The organism is Asaia bogorensis NBRC 16594 (assembly GCF_001547995.1).
GTDB lineage: Bacteria > Pseudomonadota > Alphaproteobacteria > Acetobacterales > Acetobacteraceae > Asaia > Asaia bogorensis.
The window spans coordinates 2,192,085-2,206,728 of the sequence record NZ_AP014690.1; the positions used below are offsets into that span (position 1 = coordinate 2,192,085).

16 protein-coding genes are annotated in these 14,644 nt (G+C 61.2%); 13 read left to right on the top strand and 3 right to left on the bottom strand.

Going from position 1 to position 14,644, the window contains the following annotated elements; all coding sequences use genetic code 11:
- The first annotated feature begins 147 nt into the window (after positions 1 to 147).
- From Asbog_RS09800 to Asbog_RS09815, 4 genes are all read left to right on the top strand, one after another.
- On the top strand, positions 148 to 630 hold the full coding sequence (locus Asbog_RS09800; protein ID WP_062165004.1) for a hypothetical protein: 483 nt from the start codon (positions 148 to 150) through the stop codon (positions 628 to 630).
- Positions 631 to 635: 5 nt separating this feature from the next.
- Complete coding sequence (locus Asbog_RS09805; RefSeq protein ID WP_062165005.1) at positions 636 to 2,018, top strand: NAD-dependent succinate-semialdehyde dehydrogenase; 1,383 nt, start codon at positions 636 to 638, stop codon at positions 2,016 to 2,018.
- A gap of 253 nt (positions 2,019 to 2,271) precedes the next feature.
- The gene (locus Asbog_RS09810) at positions 2,272 to 2,907 is read left to right on the top strand and encodes a PadR family transcriptional regulator (protein WP_062165006.1); all 636 of its coding nucleotides are present in this window, start codon (positions 2,272 to 2,274) and stop codon (positions 2,905 to 2,907) included.
- Positions 2,904 to 3,707 (top strand): siderophore-interacting protein, encoded by an 804-nt coding sequence (locus Asbog_RS09815; protein WP_062165007.1) that lies wholly within the window; start codon positions 2,904 to 2,906, stop codon positions 3,705 to 3,707. The genes Asbog_RS09810 and Asbog_RS09815 overlap by 4 nt, the downstream gene beginning before the upstream one ends.
- 129 nt (positions 3,708 to 3,836) lie before the next feature.
- Here the strand turns inward: Asbog_RS09815 and Asbog_RS09820 are convergent, their stop codons facing one another.
- Positions 3,837 to 5,033, bottom strand: a complete 1,197-nt coding sequence (locus tag Asbog_RS09820) for a phytanoyl-CoA dioxygenase family protein (RefSeq protein WP_062165008.1) — start codon at positions 5,031 to 5,033, stop codon at positions 3,837 to 3,839.
- 173 nt (positions 5,034 to 5,206) lie between these two features.
- Between Asbog_RS09820 and Asbog_RS09825 the strand changes: the two genes are divergently transcribed.
- Complete coding sequence (locus Asbog_RS09825; protein ID WP_062165009.1) at positions 5,207 to 6,301, top strand: LacI family DNA-binding transcriptional regulator; 1,095 nt, start codon at positions 5,207 to 5,209, stop codon at positions 6,299 to 6,301.
- 44 nt (positions 6,302 to 6,345) lie between these two features.
- Here the strand turns inward: Asbog_RS09825 and Asbog_RS09830 are convergent, their stop codons facing one another.
- Positions 6,346 to 6,984 (bottom strand): pyridoxamine 5'-phosphate oxidase family protein, encoded by a 639-nt coding sequence (locus Asbog_RS09830; protein ID WP_083510983.1) that lies wholly within the window; start codon positions 6,982 to 6,984, stop codon positions 6,346 to 6,348.
- A 107-nt stretch (positions 6,985 to 7,091) separates the two neighbouring features.
- On the opposite strand from Asbog_RS09830, the gene pdxR reads away from it, so the two are divergent.
- Positions 7,092 to 8,528, top strand: coding sequence for a MocR-like pyridoxine biosynthesis transcription factor PdxR (gene pdxR / locus Asbog_RS09835; protein WP_062165011.1), 1,437 nt, complete (start codon positions 7,092 to 7,094; stop codon positions 8,526 to 8,528).
- Between the two features lie 16 nt (positions 8,529 to 8,544).
- On the opposite strand, the gene Asbog_RS09840 is transcribed toward pdxR, so the two are convergent.
- Positions 8,545 to 8,967 (bottom strand): EVE domain-containing protein, encoded by a 423-nt coding sequence (locus Asbog_RS09840; protein ID WP_062165862.1) that lies wholly within the window; start codon positions 8,965 to 8,967, stop codon positions 8,545 to 8,547.
- A 215-nt stretch (positions 8,968 to 9,182) separates the two neighbouring features.
- On the opposite strand from Asbog_RS09840, the gene Asbog_RS09845 reads away from it, so the two are divergent.
- The 7 genes from Asbog_RS09845 to ccmI are packed head-to-tail and all read left to right on the top strand — an operon-like array spanning position 9,183 to position 14,608.
- Positions 9,183 to 9,944 (top strand): heme ABC transporter permease, encoded by a 762-nt coding sequence (locus Asbog_RS09845; protein ID WP_062165864.1) that lies wholly within the window; start codon positions 9,183 to 9,185, stop codon positions 9,942 to 9,944.
- Positions 9,941 to 10,138, top strand: a complete 198-nt coding sequence (gene ccmD / locus Asbog_RS09850; RefSeq protein WP_062165012.1) for a heme exporter protein CcmD — start codon at positions 9,941 to 9,943, stop codon at positions 10,136 to 10,138. The genes Asbog_RS09845 and ccmD overlap by 4 nt, the downstream gene beginning before the upstream one ends.
- A 35-nt stretch (positions 10,139 to 10,173) precedes the next feature.
- A complete protein-coding gene (gene ccmE, locus Asbog_RS09855) occupies positions 10,174 to 10,689 on the top strand; it encodes a cytochrome c maturation protein CcmE (RefSeq protein WP_062165866.1) in 516 nt (171 codons plus the stop codon).
- A gap of 10 nt (positions 10,690 to 10,699) precedes the next feature.
- Positions 10,700 to 12,718: a heme lyase CcmF/NrfE family subunit gene (locus Asbog_RS09860; RefSeq protein ID WP_062165013.1), complete on the top strand. Its 2,019-nt coding sequence runs from the start codon at positions 10,700 to 10,702 to the stop codon at positions 12,716 to 12,718.
- Positions 12,715 to 13,305, top strand: a complete 591-nt coding sequence (locus Asbog_RS09865; RefSeq protein WP_062165014.1) for a redoxin domain-containing protein — start codon at positions 12,715 to 12,717, stop codon at positions 13,303 to 13,305. Before Asbog_RS09860 ends, Asbog_RS09865 begins: the two co-directional genes overlap by 4 nt.
- Positions 13,306 to 13,358: 53 nt before the next feature.
- On the top strand, positions 13,359 to 13,814 hold the full coding sequence (locus tag Asbog_RS09870) for a cytochrome c-type biogenesis protein (protein ID WP_031240022.1): 456 nt from the start codon (positions 13,359 to 13,361) through the stop codon (positions 13,812 to 13,814).
- Entirely contained in the window at positions 13,811 to 14,608 is a 798-nt protein-coding gene (gene ccmI, locus Asbog_RS09875) for a c-type cytochrome biogenesis protein CcmI (protein WP_062165016.1), read from the top strand. The genes Asbog_RS09870 and ccmI overlap by 4 nt, the downstream gene beginning before the upstream one ends.
- Positions 14,609 to 14,644 lie beyond the last annotated feature (36 nt).

Below are 14,644 nucleotides of genomic sequence, written 5' to 3' on the forward strand. Positions count from 1 at the left end.
TTCGTTTCATGACGGGCAACGCCCGACAGGTGCGGCAGTCACCAATAATTGTGACAAAGCCTGTTTTTTTACATCTTACAGGTTCATAGAAAAACGAAACAGACGCGCCCCTGTTAGCACCCTACAGAGGCAGGCAGGAGCACGGACATGCCCGGATCACGTTTCACCACCCCACTTACTCGCATTTTCACCGCGTTACTTTTCATGGTGCCATTCGGTACCGGCATGGCGCTGGCCGATCCGGCCTCGCAGCTCAAGGCGATGGAACACCCCCTCACCCCGGTTGAAAAAGTAGCCCTGCCCGATGGCGGTGCCCCGCCGCCGCCGCACGGCTATGTCGTGACCGAGGATTTCGACAACTCGCTGCGGGATTATTCCTACAAGGTCCGTGCCCATCCGGCACTGGGTCTGCCAAATTCGGAGGCTCATCAGAGCACCCAGATTCCCAATGATGCCCCGTCCCATTTCTCGTTTCTGGGCTGGCCGGTGAAATTCAATGCGCCTGTGCGGCCGCCTTATACCAACGGGGTCTATCACAACTATGCCGGCTCACCCGGCAACGGTCAGACCGATGTCGTGGCCCAGTCCGATGCGGCAGGCACGGCAATGTGGCACAACAACCAGAGGTAAAGATCATGACCCATCCTGCGTCAGGCGATTGCGTATTCACGGTCAACCCGGCCACCGGAGAAACGCTGGGGCGCTACCCGTTTCTGTCGGAGCAGGCGGTCGATGACATGCTGGCCCGTGCCCAGGAGGGGTTTATGTCATGGCGCGCCAAAACCTTGGGCGCACGGCTTGATCTGCTCCACCGTCTTGCAGCAGGGCTTCGTGCGCGCAAGGAGGAGCTGGCCCGCCTTGCCGTGAGTGAAATGGGCAAAACCATAACTTCAGCGCGTGCCGAAGTCGAAAAATGCGCCTCGGTTATCGACTGGTATGGCGAACACGCACCGGCCTTGCTGAGGGACAAACCCATGCCCGTACCGATGGGCAAGGCCCATCTGAGCTACGCGCCTACCGGCATTGTGCTGGCGGTTATGCCGTGGAATTTCCCGTACTGGCAGATCATTCGCGCTGCCGTGCCCATTCTGGCCGGAGGCAATGGTTTTATCGTGAAGCCTGCCGAAAACACGCTGGGCTGCGGCGCATTGCTGAATGAGATCGCGCAGGATTGCGATCTTGGCGATGTGTTCATCTCCGCCAATCTCGCTCGTGAGCAGACCGCACGCGTCATTGCCGATGAGCGGATTTCAGGCGTGACGGTTACGGGCAGTGTCAGGGTCGGGCGTCTCCTCGCTGGGATGGCCGGTGAGAACGGCAAGAAGACCGTTCTGGAACTGGGTGGGTCTGACCCGTTCATCGTGCTGGCTGATGCCGATCTGGACAAGGCCGTCGATGCCGCCGTGACGGCGCGCTTCGCAAATTGCGGGCAGGTCTGCATTGCCGCCAAGCGGATCATCCTCGAAGCGCCGATTGCCGAGGCCTTCACGGAACGTTTTCTCGATAAGGTAAGAGCGCTTCGTCTCGAAGATCCTATGAGTGATGGCGCCTTTATCGGCCCGATGGCACGCACTGACCTGCGCGATGGCCTGCACAAGCAGGTGCAGCAGAGCATCGCGGAAGGTGCGCGGGTTGTGGTCGGCGGCGAGGCTGTGAACCGTCCCGGTGCGTGGTACGAGCCGACCGTGCTACTGGACGTCACCCCCGGCATGACCGCCTTCAGCGAAGAGCTTTTCGGGCCTGTCGCCTGCCTGATCACGGCACAGGATATCGATCATGCCATTACGCTGGCCAATGACAGTGCCTATGGCCTTGGCGCGAGCCTGTGGACACAGGATGAGCGCCTTGGTCTTGCTCTGTCACAGCGCATCGAATCGGGTGGCGTATTCATCAACCGTATCACCGCCTCGGACCCCGCTTTGCCGATCGGTGGCGTTAAGGCGAGTGGCTACGGGCGCGAATTGACCGAACTCGGCCTGCATGAGTTCATGAACATCAAGACGGTCTGGGCCTGCTGAACCAGTCAGTTTCTCTTTCCGGTCCTGACGCCATCACCATTTCTACGGCGCGCCCCCCAGTCTCATTGACCGGGATCAGGACCGGAACCGGCAAGAACCCTCGCTCTCCCCCCGTTGCATCCGGCAATCCGAGCGCACGCATAACGACACGCCTCGTTGCTTCCCCCTCCAAGCACAAGGCGAATCAGTCTTACGAAAGTTCTTGCGTTATATCTTAAGATAGAACAGTCTAAAGATATAACGGAGGATACAAATGTTTTTTCGCCATCATCTACGTCATGCCCTCAATCGCCATGACGGTTTCGGTCACGGGTCGGACCATCGCTTTGGCGGTGGCATGGGCGGGGGTTTCGGAGGCCGCTTCGGCCGCCGCCGGGGCGGTGACATTCCGGGCGGTCGCAAGCTGAGCGCCGAAGAACTGCAACTGGTCATTCTCGCCCTGCTGGCCGAGAGTCCGGCGCACGGTTACGAAATCATCCGCCGCCTCGAGGAGCGGACAAACGGTTTCTACAAGCCGAGCCCCGGCATGGTGTACCCTGCCATGACCTATCTGGAAGAGATCGGCCAGGCCGAGGTCACTCAGGAAGGAACCCGCAAACTCTACACCCTGACAGATCAGGGGCAGGCTTATCTTGCGGAAAACCGCGCAGAAGCCGATCGTATTCTTGAAATCCTGACACGCATTGGCAGCCGCATGAGCGAAGTTCGCGAAGCGTTTGCCGGGCTGCATGATGTCGATCCCGAGGCCGCAGACGGGCTGCACAAGGCGCGTCATCACCTCAAGGCAGCGCTCTACAAGCATCGTGGGTGCAGCCCTGTCGAAGCCAGACGGATCGCTGCCATCCTGATGCGCGCTGCCGCTGAAATCATGGGCAAGGAATCGTCATGACCAGCAATTTGCCCCCTCTGCCCCCCACCAAGATCCGCCATCCGCTTCGGCTGAGGCAGATCGAGGTGGCACGAATCATCCCGCTATCCGACACCATGCGGCGCGTCGTCTTTAAGGGTGCCGACCTGCATGATTTCGTCACCGCCGGGACCGATGATCATGTTAAGCTGTTCTTTCCCCAGCCCGGCGAGACCCATCCTGTCCTGCCTGACATGAATGCCGACCGTACGGCACCGCGTGATCCACGTATCATTGCCCGCGACTATACGCCGCGGCGCTTTGACGAAGAAAACGGCGAACTCACCATCGATTTCGTGCTGCACGACTCAGGCCCGGCCACCCAATGGGCTGCTCAGGCCAGACCGGGGCAGCGTCTTGGGATGGGTGGTCCCAAAGCCTCGAATATCCCGCATGAGCGCCTCACCTCGCATCTGCTGATCGCCGATGACACGGGCCTGCCCGCCATCGCCCGTACGCTGGAAGAATTATCGCCCGAACACAGCGCTGTGGTGGTTCTTGATACGCAGGAAAGCGACAAGACCTACCCGTTGACGAGCCGCGCCTGGGTCGATCTCTTCCGCTGTGACAGGGCCGCTGGACAAAGCCTCGCCGATCTTCTGCGCCTGGTCGTTCTGCCTGCCACAGAGACGCTCAATGTCTGGATCGCGGCCGAGATCGATACCGTGCGTGCCCTGCGCGACCATCTGGTGAATGAGGAAGCCATCCCACGCAGCCGGATCAGGGCAGCCGGATACTGGCGCCGCAACACCGAGGCGGGCGGTGCACGGGTGGATGACTGACCATCCGGAAAACCCAGGCCCTGAGCAGTGAACTCATCCTTTACCGGGAAACCGGTGTTCAGGACCTAGGGTATCATGAATGTTCGCCTCGTTCAGTCATCAGATGATGCAGAGCTAACTGGCGCCCGCTCAGGTTTGGGTGCAGCGCACACGTTCATCGAGTGCCGCTTCAAAACGCGACGGCTCCCAGTTTTCCTGCAAGGCCTGAGTCATGAGAGCCTGCTGACTTTGGGGCGCCAAACCATTGATGGGTGGATCACGGTCGAGATTGGTCGGGAAGGCATAACCCTCAGCACAAGCTGCAACAGCGTGCATTACGGCACCGCGCCCAAGCGCCCGCTCGGTCTGGAGACGCTTGAGCACAGGGTAGAGAGCCTTGGCCATTCGCGCGCGATCCATGTTTTCCATTGCACGGCCGAAGGGGGAGGAAACCTGAAGCAGATTGGCCATACGCCGTATGGACCGGGAATGATTTCTCCCGGCAGCATGAAAGAGCGCCGGATTAAAAAACACGGCGTCACCCTTTTCCAGAGGGAGCTGCACATGGGTGTTCTGGAACCACTCCCTGATCTCGGCACTCTGGGTTGCCAAGTAACCGGGGCCGTATTGCTGAGTGAATGGCTTGTAGAGCGTCGGCCCGCTCTCGAGCGGCATGTCACAATGGGCGACCGCCCCCTGCAGAGTCAGGAAAGGTGAGACGGCGTGCACATGCACCGGATAGCGGGTGACCTGCTCGGTGGACTGGAATCCGAGATGATAGTCGCGATGGACCGTCTGCGCCTCACCGCCGGGATTAACCACATTAACCTGTGACGTGATCTGGTAAGCCGGGCCAAGCCAGGCCTCACTTACGAGCGCGACCATTTCATTGCTGTAGTAACGGGCGAACCCTTCCGGATCGAAAAGGCAGAGCTTTTCCAGTGCGTTCCAGACGCGATCATTGGCTCCGGCCTTGGCGAAGTGATCGCCCGACTGCACCCCATCGCGTTTTTGCAGAGTGATCAACGCGTCGAACCGATGCGTCACGCGGTCAAGTGCGGCCATATCGTCAAAGGCCTTCTTGAGCACCACAATGCCCGGGCCGTCACGCAGCGCCTGCGCCCATTCGGCCATCACCAGCTCACGTCCCTCCTGGGTCAGGGTAAGGCGCCGGATATCACCGCAATCGTAAAGGGGAACCTGCCCGGCACCGATAGAGGCAGCCAGAGGATAATCGCGCAGCGTGATCTGCCGCTCGGTCAGCGTTTGCAGCTCTTCCAGCGTGGCATGATCCGGGGAGTACCAGTTGCGGCTTGCCCGCAATACAGAGAGATTGTCCGCTTTCACTTGTCGATCTCCATCTTTCGATCCCTGCCTGAAACCGGGCGGCTTTCCGTCAGGCTATCGCAGGCAACGTCAGAAGATTACAATCGTGTAATCGCACGCCCCATACGGTAAACACCTCAGAAACACCTCAGGACAGTTTCAACGCTTCTCATGGGAACTGGAGGAGACGCAGCATGGCCATCGCCCATTCGCTTAAGGACATATCCCGTCAGGCCGGGGTTAGTCTCGCCACCGTTGATCGGGTGCTGCATGATCGCAAGGGCGTGCGTGACAGCATGCGACGCCGCGTGCTTCAGGCCATGGACGAACTCTCCCGCCAGACCCTCGAACTTTCCCTGCATGGGAGCCGGCTGACAATCGTTCTGGTCATGGAAGCGCCCGATCGCTTCTCCTCAGCCGTAAGGTTGGCGCTCGAAGCCCAGCTTGCTGCGCACCTCCCGGTATTGATGCGCGTACGCTCTCATCTGGGCGAGACAGCGACCGGTGAGGAAATTGCCGCCATCATGGCGCGTATCAGGAAGCGCGGGTCCAACGGCATCCTGCTGAAGGCACCCGATCACCCCTCCATACGTGCAGAGATACTGGCCTGCGCAAAGGCACGTATCCCGGTCGTCACTCTGGTAACCGACCTGCCGCACTCCGCCAGACAGGCCTATGTCGGCATGGACAATCATGCTGCGGGAGGTATGGCCGCATGGCTGGCTTCGGGCTGGATGCCCCCCGAGACCCATGCGGGGCGATCCATTCTCGTCGTGGTCTCAAGCAACCGCTTCGTTGGCGAGGAAGAGCGCGCCCGCGGGTTTCGCGAATGGCTGCAGCAATATGCGCCGCATCTTGCCATCGTCTCGCTTGGTGAAGGGCGCGGCCTGGACTGGCAAACCTACGATCTCGTTGCCAACACCCTGCGGGACCGTCCCGATATCGCCGGTATATACTCGATCGGTGGCGGCAATCACGCCATTGCCAGAGCCTTGCGGGACTGTCTAATCGAGCCGCGCCTGTTCATCGCGCATGATCTCGACCGCGATAACAGGGCGCTTCTCTCCGACGGAACCATCACAGCGATACTGCATCACGATCTGACAGCTGACATGCTTCTGGCTTGCCGGATTTTCACAAGCGCCAATCAGTTGCGTCCGCCAATTCAGAATATCTGCCCGAGCCCGGCCCAGCTGATCACACGCTTCAATCTGCCTCCGATGGGGCAGCAACTAACTGATAGTCTCTCGAATATATCTACCCATCGGCATGCACGACCGGGTGAGTGACAACTCGCGCGGTCGCGACTCCGGTAACGGACAACACTGCGCTTTTAGGCCAGAAATTTTGCCTGTGCCTTGCGTAGCGACGCGGGGGGCAGCGTGCCTTCCGGGGTATGGCCGTCCTGCAGGCCTGTCCCGAGAGCGGTCACAACCGGCACCACGCCGCCCCACTGCGTGGAAGGCAGATCGGCATCATCCTCGACCGGGCCGCCTGTTCTGATCTTTGCGCTGGCTGCCTCGATGTCGAGGGCCATGACGCCTGTAGCCTTGCGTTCCTGCGCCGTCATGGCCCGCACCTCACCCGAACGGCCCGGCAGAAGATGATCGGTTATGGCGTCGAGCGCCAGCTGATGCTCCTCCGCCAGAACCTTCCTCGCAGTGCCATGCACAACCGCACTGCGGTAATTGACCGAGTGGTGAAATGAAGAGCGGGCCACGACGATCCCCGTCAGTTGGGTCACGGTCAGGCAGAGCTTCTGGCCATCCAGCGCCATGATCCGTGTTTTGGAAGCGCCATGCAGATAGAGCGTGCTGCCGATACGGGCATAGGCCATCGGTATAACCATTGGACGCTCATCAACCACAAACCCGACATGCCCGACCAACCCCGTATCGAGAATGGCGTGGAGGGTCGCTTCATCATAATGCGCGCGCCGTGCCTGCCTCGCTCTGGCGTAATCGGGAATCATGGTTTTCTGCTCCTCGCTCGGCATGTGGCCCCTGACGTGGCGCCTGTCGTAAAGACGTTAACGCGGAAACTGGACTGATCCGAGAGCCGGTTTTATGGTTTTTTGCCATGCCAGTTTACCTGCCCGCCCTGTTCAGCGTCGATCCACACGCATCTGACCCCTTGCCGGTCCAGCTCTTCGCAGCTCTGGGTCGCGCCATAAAATTGGGCAAACTGGCGCATGGCGAAGCCTTGCCCTCGACTCGACAGGCTGCCGCCATGCTCGGCCTTTCGCGCAGTTCAGTCGCCACGGCCTATGACCTGCTGCGGGCGGAAGGTATTCTCGATATGCGGGCCGGACGACGCCCGGTTGTGCATTGCACGAACCTCCCCTCACCCCGGACGGTTCAGGGCGGCACGACCACCCCGTCGGACAGAGGCAGGATTTTGGCCCAGGACCCGCGGGCTGCAAGCTACCAACGCAATACAGGCCGCTTATCCCCCGGCGTCCCGGACGAGGCACAGTTTCCCGCCGATCTGTGGGCCCAGACGTTGCGTCGTGTTGCGCGCCAGAATCACGGCGATGAAGCCGCCTATGGCGGGTATCACGGGGCTCATGCCCTGCGTGAGGCAATCAGCACCCGCCTTGCGAGCGATCGCGGGTTGCGTGTCAGCCCCGGGCAGATCATCATCACTCCAGGCACTCAGGCATCGCTCACGCTCATCGCGCAGGTCATGACCGACCCCGGTGATGTAATTGCCATAGAGGATCCCGGCTATCTGGGTGCCCGCGCGAGCTTCATGGCATCGGGCGCACGCCTCGTCCCCGTGCCGGTTGATGATCACGGGATGCAGGTCAGCCAACTGCCCCCCGAAGCGCGTCTCGTCTATATCACGCCATCGAACCAGTTCCCTCTGGGCGGTCGCATGGGGCTGGACAGACGTCTCGCCCTTCTTGAGCGCGCCAGAGCCCAGAATGCGCTTATACTCGAGGACGATTACGACAGCGAGTTCCTGTGGCATGGTCGCGAAATTGCCGCGCTTGCCGCGCATGGCACGGGGTGTGAATGGCTCTATCTTGGCTCCGCCTCGAAAGCCTTGCTGCCGGGATTAAGGCTGGGCTGGATGGCTGTGCCCGAGCCACTGGTTGCACACTTGCGGGCAGCACACCGCACAATGGGCCTCGCCGCCAATCTGCACGCCCAGCTTGCCCTCGCGGCCCTCATGGAAACAGGACAATACCGGGCGCATTTGCGCCGTATCGCGCGTCTTTACCAGCAGCGGGGCATGGCCCTTTATCATGCGCTTTCAACCGTGGAAGGGCTGCATGTCACGCCGCCGCATGGCGGGGTCCAAATCGGCGCGATCCTTGAACATGCGGGTTTCGAGACAGCCTGCCTGACAGCGCTCAGTGCAGCGGGGTATCGCATGGGGCGTCTGTCAGCCCTTTGCCAGCAGACAAAGCTGGACGGGCTCATCATGGGCTTTGCATCGTTGCGAGAAGACGACCCGGCCAGACTTGCCGCCCTTTTGCGAGCCGTGTTTGAAGGTGCGCCGGGCATTTGAGCCCGTTGCGGCAGGCTCAGCCCTTTGGCTTGTTCCACCCTCCCATATGGCAAAGATGGTGCCATTCACCTTCGGTGACAGGCGCTACCGAGAGACGTGACTGACGCAGAAGCGCCATGTCAGCCAGAGCCGGATCAGCCTTTATGGTCGCGAGAGAAACCGGGTTTTCGAAGGCCCCACAGGCCTGAACATCCACGCAAACCCATTTACCGCCTTCGGCGCTCGGATCGGGATAGGATTCACGGACAACCCGGACCACACCCACGATCTCCTTGTCCGAAACCGAATGATAGAAAAATGCCAAATCGCCACAACGCATGGCGGCGAGATTGTTGCGCGCCTGATAATTGCGCACACCGGTCCAGGGCTCGATGTCGTTGCGCACCTGCTGCTGCCATGAGAAGGCCTCGGGTTCGGATTTGATCAACCAGTACTGCATTATCGTCCCTCTCTTATCGGCCTGACCTGTTTGGGTTATCGGAAGAAACTGCACCTTATGGCCTCCCTCCCCCGCCATGAATCCCGTATCAGGACGGCTTTCCGTCAAAACCTGCATTGGATGGTGGCTGAAGCGGGCTATATCATGACCGCAATCGAGGGGGAGAGAAGCACGAAGTGACAGGAACTGCGCAAGATACCAAGGGAGGCAAAAGCGTGGAACGGCCCGTACGGGGAACGTTCCTGCATCGTTACGCCAATCCGGGGCGCTTCCTGAAGCTGGCGCAATGGCTGTTGCCGCTCCTGACCCTTCTGTCATGCCTGACTCTTGGTGTCGGTCTGGTCTGGGCGCTGATCTGGTCGCCAGCAGACTGGCAGCAGGGGGATGCCGTACGGATCATGTATATCCATGTTCCCATGGCGATACTGGCCTCGGGTGGCTATGCCGCTCTTGCCATATGCGGGGTTCTGTCCCTCGTCTGGAAGCATCCTCTGGCCGACCTTGCCGCCATCGAGATCGGGCCATTAGGCGCTGCCATTACCGCACTGTGTCTGATTACCGGTTCGCTCTGGGGCAAGCCCATGTGGGGGACATGGTGGGTGTGGGATGCGCGGCTGACATCGGTTCTCGTGCTGTTTTTTCTGTATCTTGGTCATATTGCGCTGATTCAGGCCTTCGACGACCCGCAGCGCGGTTATCGTGCCGCAGCTGTTCTGGCCATTGCCGGTGTCATCGATCTGCCCATCATCAAGTTCAGCGTCAGCTGGTGGAATACCCTGCATCAGCCCGACAGCATCACGCTTACCCATGCCCCAGCCATGCCGCCATCCATGCTGCTGCCGCTTTCATGCTGCATGGTCGGCTTTGCCTTCGGCTTCGCCGCCCTTGTGACAGGCCGCCTCAAGGCCGCCATTCTTGAAGCCCGGGCCCGACAGATCATGACCCGATCGCTCATGCATGAGGGACCGGCCGCGTGACCCATCTGCCCTATATCGTTGCCTCCTATGCCGCGACGCTTGTGATGATCGGTGCCTTTACCCTGCCTCTTGTGATGCGGCTGCGCCGCGCCAGAGCCCGCCTTGCGCTGCTCGAACAGCGTCAGGAAGCCAGACAACGCAGCACCGGTAGCCCCGAAACCGGATCGCTCCCCGATCAGGGGGCGACTTCATGAGCGATGCGCTGTTTCAGGCACGTCCCAGACGTCGCATGACCCGAAAATCCCGCCGGTTGTGGCTCGTAATAAGTTGCCTCGCCTGCTTCGCTGTTGCCACGGCGCTGGTGCTGAATGCGTTTTCGTCCAGCATTGTCTTCTTCATGGCGCCCTCACAGCTTGTGCAAAAGCCACCCGCGCCTGACCGGGTGATTCGCCTTGGCGGCATGGTCGTGGCGGGGTCGCTCCGACGCGAAACGGATGGCAAGACACCGGTCAATTTCTTCAGGGTCACGGATGGGCAAGCCGCCGTCGAAGTACGTTTCGAGGGCATCCTGCCGGATCTGTTCCGGGAAGGGCAAAGTGTGGTCGCCCTTGGCAGCTATCATGTCGGCGCCCCCTTTGCAGCCTCTGAAGTGTTGGCCAAGCATGACGAGACCTATATGCCGAAAGAGGTGGCCGAAGCCTTGCAACGCAGCGGCAAATGGGACCCGCGCTTTGGCAAACCGCCCAGTTCCGAAAGCTGGACGAGCATGATCCGTGACGATGCCAAGGGTCACACAACACCATGATGTCTGTCGCATGATTTCTGTCCTGGGGGCCGAACAGGGCCATTATGCACTGGCTCTGGCCTGCGTGATCGCACTGGCCCAGTTCATCCTGCCGCTCTGGGGGGCCGCACGCGCCAGAGTTGCGCTGCTCGATCTGGCCCCGGCGCTGGCTGTAGCCCAGCTTCTGGCGCTGGGCTTTTCCTTCGCAAGCCTGATTGCCTGCGCGGTAAGTGATGATTTCTCGGTTCAGAACGTGGCCGCGAATTCTGCCCTGAGCAAGCCATTGCTTTACAAGATCACGGGCGTCTGGGGTAATCACGAGGGGTCGGTTTTGCTCTGGGCGCTTATCCTTGCCCTGTGCGGAGGCGCCGTGGCCCTGTTTGGCCGCAACCTGCCGCTTGTGCTCAAGGCCCGCGTGCTGGCCATTCTGGGTGGCGTATCGACCGGGTTCCAGCTTTTCTGTCTGCTCACCTCCGACCCGTTCGACCGCATTTGGCCAGCACCCGATGACGGGCAGGGCATGAACCCGCTTCTGCAGGACCCCGGCCTCGCCTTCCACCCGCCCATTCTCTACACTGGCTATGTCGGGTTTGCCGTGCCCTTCGCCTTTGCAGTCGCTGCCCTGATCGAGGGTCGTGTGGATGCGGCCTGGGGCCGCTGGGTACGCCCCTGGGCCGTGGCGGCCTGGGCGTTTCTCACATGCGGCATCGCGATGGGCTCGTGGTGGTCCTATTATGTGCTGGGCTGGGGCGGCTACTGGTTCTGGGACCCGGTGGAAAACGCCTCGCTTATTCCCTGGCTGACCGGAACGGCCCTCGTTCATTCGGCCGTCGTGGTCGAAAAACGCGATGCCTTGCGTATCTGGACCGTCCTGCTGGCCATAGCGAGCTTCTCGTTCTCGCTTTCGGGCACATTTCTCGTACGCTCGGGTATTCTGAATTCGGTTCATGCCTTCGCGAATGACCCAGCCCGCGGCATCTTCATTCTGGGTCTGCTGGCGCTCGTCATAGGCGGGTCGCTTGTGCTTTTTGCCTGGCGCGCGCCCTCACTCACCTCGGGGGGCGTCTTTGCACCGTTTTCACGCGAAGGCGGCCTTGTGCTCAATAACATCCTGCTTTGCGCCCTGTGCGCGGTGGTGGTGACCGGCACCATGTACCCCCCCTTCATGCAGATCCTGACGGGGCGGACCCTCTCGGTCGGCAAGCCGTTTTTCGATGCCACCACCATTCCCTTGTCACTGCCCCTCCTGCTTGCGATGGGTATCGGCCCTCTGCTGCCCTGGAAGCGTGCACGCCTCTCACCGGTGCTGGGGCGCCTTTATCCGGCGGCCTGTTTTGCTGTGGTTGGGCTTGCAACCGCGCTCATTCTGCTCGACGGCCTTCTGCCTGCGCTCTGTGCGGCGGCAGGGCTCTGGGTCATTGCGGCCAGTCTTTCCGATCTGGCCATCCGTCTTGGCGTCACCACAACCCGGTGGAGTGCGATACCCCGGACCATGCGCCAGCGCGTGGCAGGACTCCCCCGCGCCGTATGGGGCGGGGCTCTGGCCCATATCGGCGTGGGTGTGACGGTGCTGGGTCTCACTGGCATGTCACAGGCGAGCCATTCTGTGGTGGAACTCGGCGTGGGGGAGACAATCCAGCAGGGTGCGCTGGTCTGGCGGCTTGATGGCGCCAGACAGGAGGACGGCCCGAATTACCGCGCGCTCGTGGCCGACCTGACCGTCATGCGCGGCGGGCATGTTGTTGCCCATCTGCACCCGTCGCGTCGTGATTTCACAAGCCAGCATCAGGTGACGACCGATGTCGCCATAAGAACCAACCTGCTGCGTGACCTCTACGCGGCGCTGGGTGAGAGTCATGGCACAGGTGCGCAGACCCGCTATGTGCTGCGCCTTCATAATAATCCGCTTGCCCCCTGGATCTGGCTTGGCGGTGTGATCATGGCTCTCGGAGGGGCGCTTTCGCTGTCGGATCGGCGCCATCGCCTCGGTGCGCCCGGCAGAGGCCGCACAGCCTCTACCTTGCCGGGCGCGAAGGAGATACACCCATGACACGCCTGACAAGACGCCAGATGTTCATGGCGCTTCCCGTAGCCGGGGCGACGCTTGCGGGGCTGGGATGCTGGAAGATGCTGGCAGCGATGCAGGACGGTTCCTTCGACCCTCATGCCATCCGCAACGATCAGGCGAGCGAGACAATTCCGGATTTTTCGCTGCCCGGTCTCACCGGGCAAAGTGACGGTTTCTCAACCGCTGAGCTCAGAGCCAGCCCTGTGCCTGTGCTCGTGAATTTCTTTGCCTCCTGGTGTATCCCCTGCGTCGCAGAAATGGCCGCCCTGCGGGTGATCAGCCGCGACATCGCTCTTTGGGGTATTGCCTATAAGGACAAGCCACAGGACGCCCGTCGTTTCATCGAGCGCGATGGCTCGCCTTATGCACGCACCGGCCTGGATGAAAGCGGTATGACCGCCATCGACTGGGGCGTGACCGGCGTGCCCGAAAGTTTTCTTGTCATGCCGGGTGGGCATATTGCATGGCATGGCGCGGCCGCGCTTGATGACGCCCTGTTTCATCAAACAATCCTGCCTCTCGCCACGCAGGCATCCGCCCCATCTACAGGTGGTGGCAGGTCACCATGAGCCCGTCAGGATTGGCCTTACGTTCTCTCGTTCCGGCGTGGCTTGGTGTTGTTCTGCTGACAGCGCTGCTAGCCCTCACACCCCTGATATCCGGTCGGGCTCTGGCGCTGGACGATCCGTCCGAGATGCTGCACGACCCCGCACAGGAAAAGCGGGCGGCTGCCATAGGGGCCCAATTGCGCTGTCTGGTGTGCCAGAACGAATCCATCGAGGACAGCAGCGCAGGGCTGGCGCGCGACTTGCGCCATGTCGTGCGCGAGCATGTGGCAAAAGGCGAGAGCGACGCCCAGATCATGGCATGGATGACCCATCGCTATGGCGAGTTCATCCGGTTGAAGCCGCAATTCTCGATGGCCACATTGCTGCTCTGGACCATGCCGGCTCTGGCGGTTGCCGTCGGTATTGGCGCGGCCCTTGTGATGATGCGCCGCAAGCAGGAAGAACCTCCCTTGACTGAAGCCGAAGCCACGCGTCTGGCCAGTCTGCTGCGTGAGGAGAGCAAGCCATGAGCTGGCCCGGTTTCCTGCTTGTCACGCTTCTGGCCCTCTCGCCGCTGCTTTGGCTGATATTCCTCCAGTCGAAGCGCCAGATCCCACCCGTCGGTCCACGCCTGTCAGCCCTCGTGCTGTATCGCGAGCAGTTACGCGAACTCGATCGGGATATGGCCTCCGGGCTGATCGACCCCACTGAGGCGGGCAAGGCACGGCTGGAGATACAGCGTCGCATTCTCGCCGCCGACGCGCTGCCCGATGACGGACTCACAGCCCGCGCCCTGCCAGCAGGGCGTGTGGATCCTGATAATCGCGAGGGCCATCGGGCGCAGGTTTCACAAGGTATGCGGCTCTGGAAATCTGTGCTCTGGCTACCCGTGCTGCCTGTCGCAGGTTTCGCGCTCTATCTGGTGAACGGTCATCCGTCGCTTCCACCCCAGCCGCATCAGGACCGCACGCGCAGTGTCTCGCCGGAACTGCAGGCGCTTTTCGGCAAGCTGGCCCGGCAGGTGGCAACACTCTCGCCTCAGGACCCGGATTTCATCCGATCGGCCCTGCTGCTGGGACAGGTGGATGAGGCCATGAATCGCCCCGATGAGGCTATCGGCCTGTATCGTCGTGTTCTGGCTGTACGCTTCATCCCCGATCTGGCCGTGCAGGTGGCAGAGCTTCAGACACGTCGTGACGGTCACATCTCACCCGATAGTCTCGCCCTGTATCGACGCGCTGTGGATGAAGCCCCGGCAGATGCTCCGTGGCGTCTGGCGGTCGAGGCCCGCATTGCGACAGGCGAGCACGAGAATACCCCCTGAAATCAGCCCAAGCCTGTCGCCACACTTCCTGCGCGA

Coding starts and splice junctions, on each gene's coding strand:
- Asbog_RS09805 (WP_062165005.1), top strand. CDS start 636: ATGACCCATCCTGCGTCAGGCGATTGCGTATTCACGGTCAACCCGGCC.
- ccmI (WP_062165016.1), top strand. CDS start 13,811: ATGAGCTGGCCCGGTTTCCTGCTTGTCACGCTTCTGGCCCTCTCGCCG.
- Asbog_RS09810 (WP_062165006.1), top strand. CDS start 2,272: ATGTTTTTTCGCCATCATCTACGTCATGCCCTCAATCGCCATGACGGT.
- ccmE (WP_062165866.1), top strand. CDS start 10,174: ATGACCCGAAAATCCCGCCGGTTGTGGCTCGTAATAAGTTGCCTCGCC.
- Asbog_RS09840 (WP_062165862.1), bottom strand. CDS start 8,967: ATGCAGTACTGGTTGATCAAATCCGAACCCGAGGCCTTCTCATGGCAG.
- Asbog_RS09830 (WP_083510983.1), bottom strand. CDS start 6,984: ATGATTCCCGATTACGCCAGAGCGAGGCAGGCACGGCGCGCGCATTAT.
- Asbog_RS09800 (WP_062165004.1), top strand. CDS start 148: ATGCCCGGATCACGTTTCACCACCCCACTTACTCGCATTTTCACCGCG.
- pdxR (WP_062165011.1), top strand. CDS start 7,092: ATGCCAGTTTACCTGCCCGCCCTGTTCAGCGTCGATCCACACGCATCT.
- Asbog_RS09825 (WP_062165009.1), top strand. CDS start 5,207: ATGGCCATCGCCCATTCGCTTAAGGACATATCCCGTCAGGCCGGGGTT.
- Asbog_RS09865 (WP_062165014.1), top strand. CDS start 12,715: ATGACACGCCTGACAAGACGCCAGATGTTCATGGCGCTTCCCGTAGCC.
- Asbog_RS09815 (WP_062165007.1), top strand. CDS start 2,904: ATGACCAGCAATTTGCCCCCTCTGCCCCCCACCAAGATCCGCCATCCG.
- Asbog_RS09860 (WP_062165013.1), top strand. CDS start 10,700: ATGATTTCTGTCCTGGGGGCCGAACAGGGCCATTATGCACTGGCTCTG.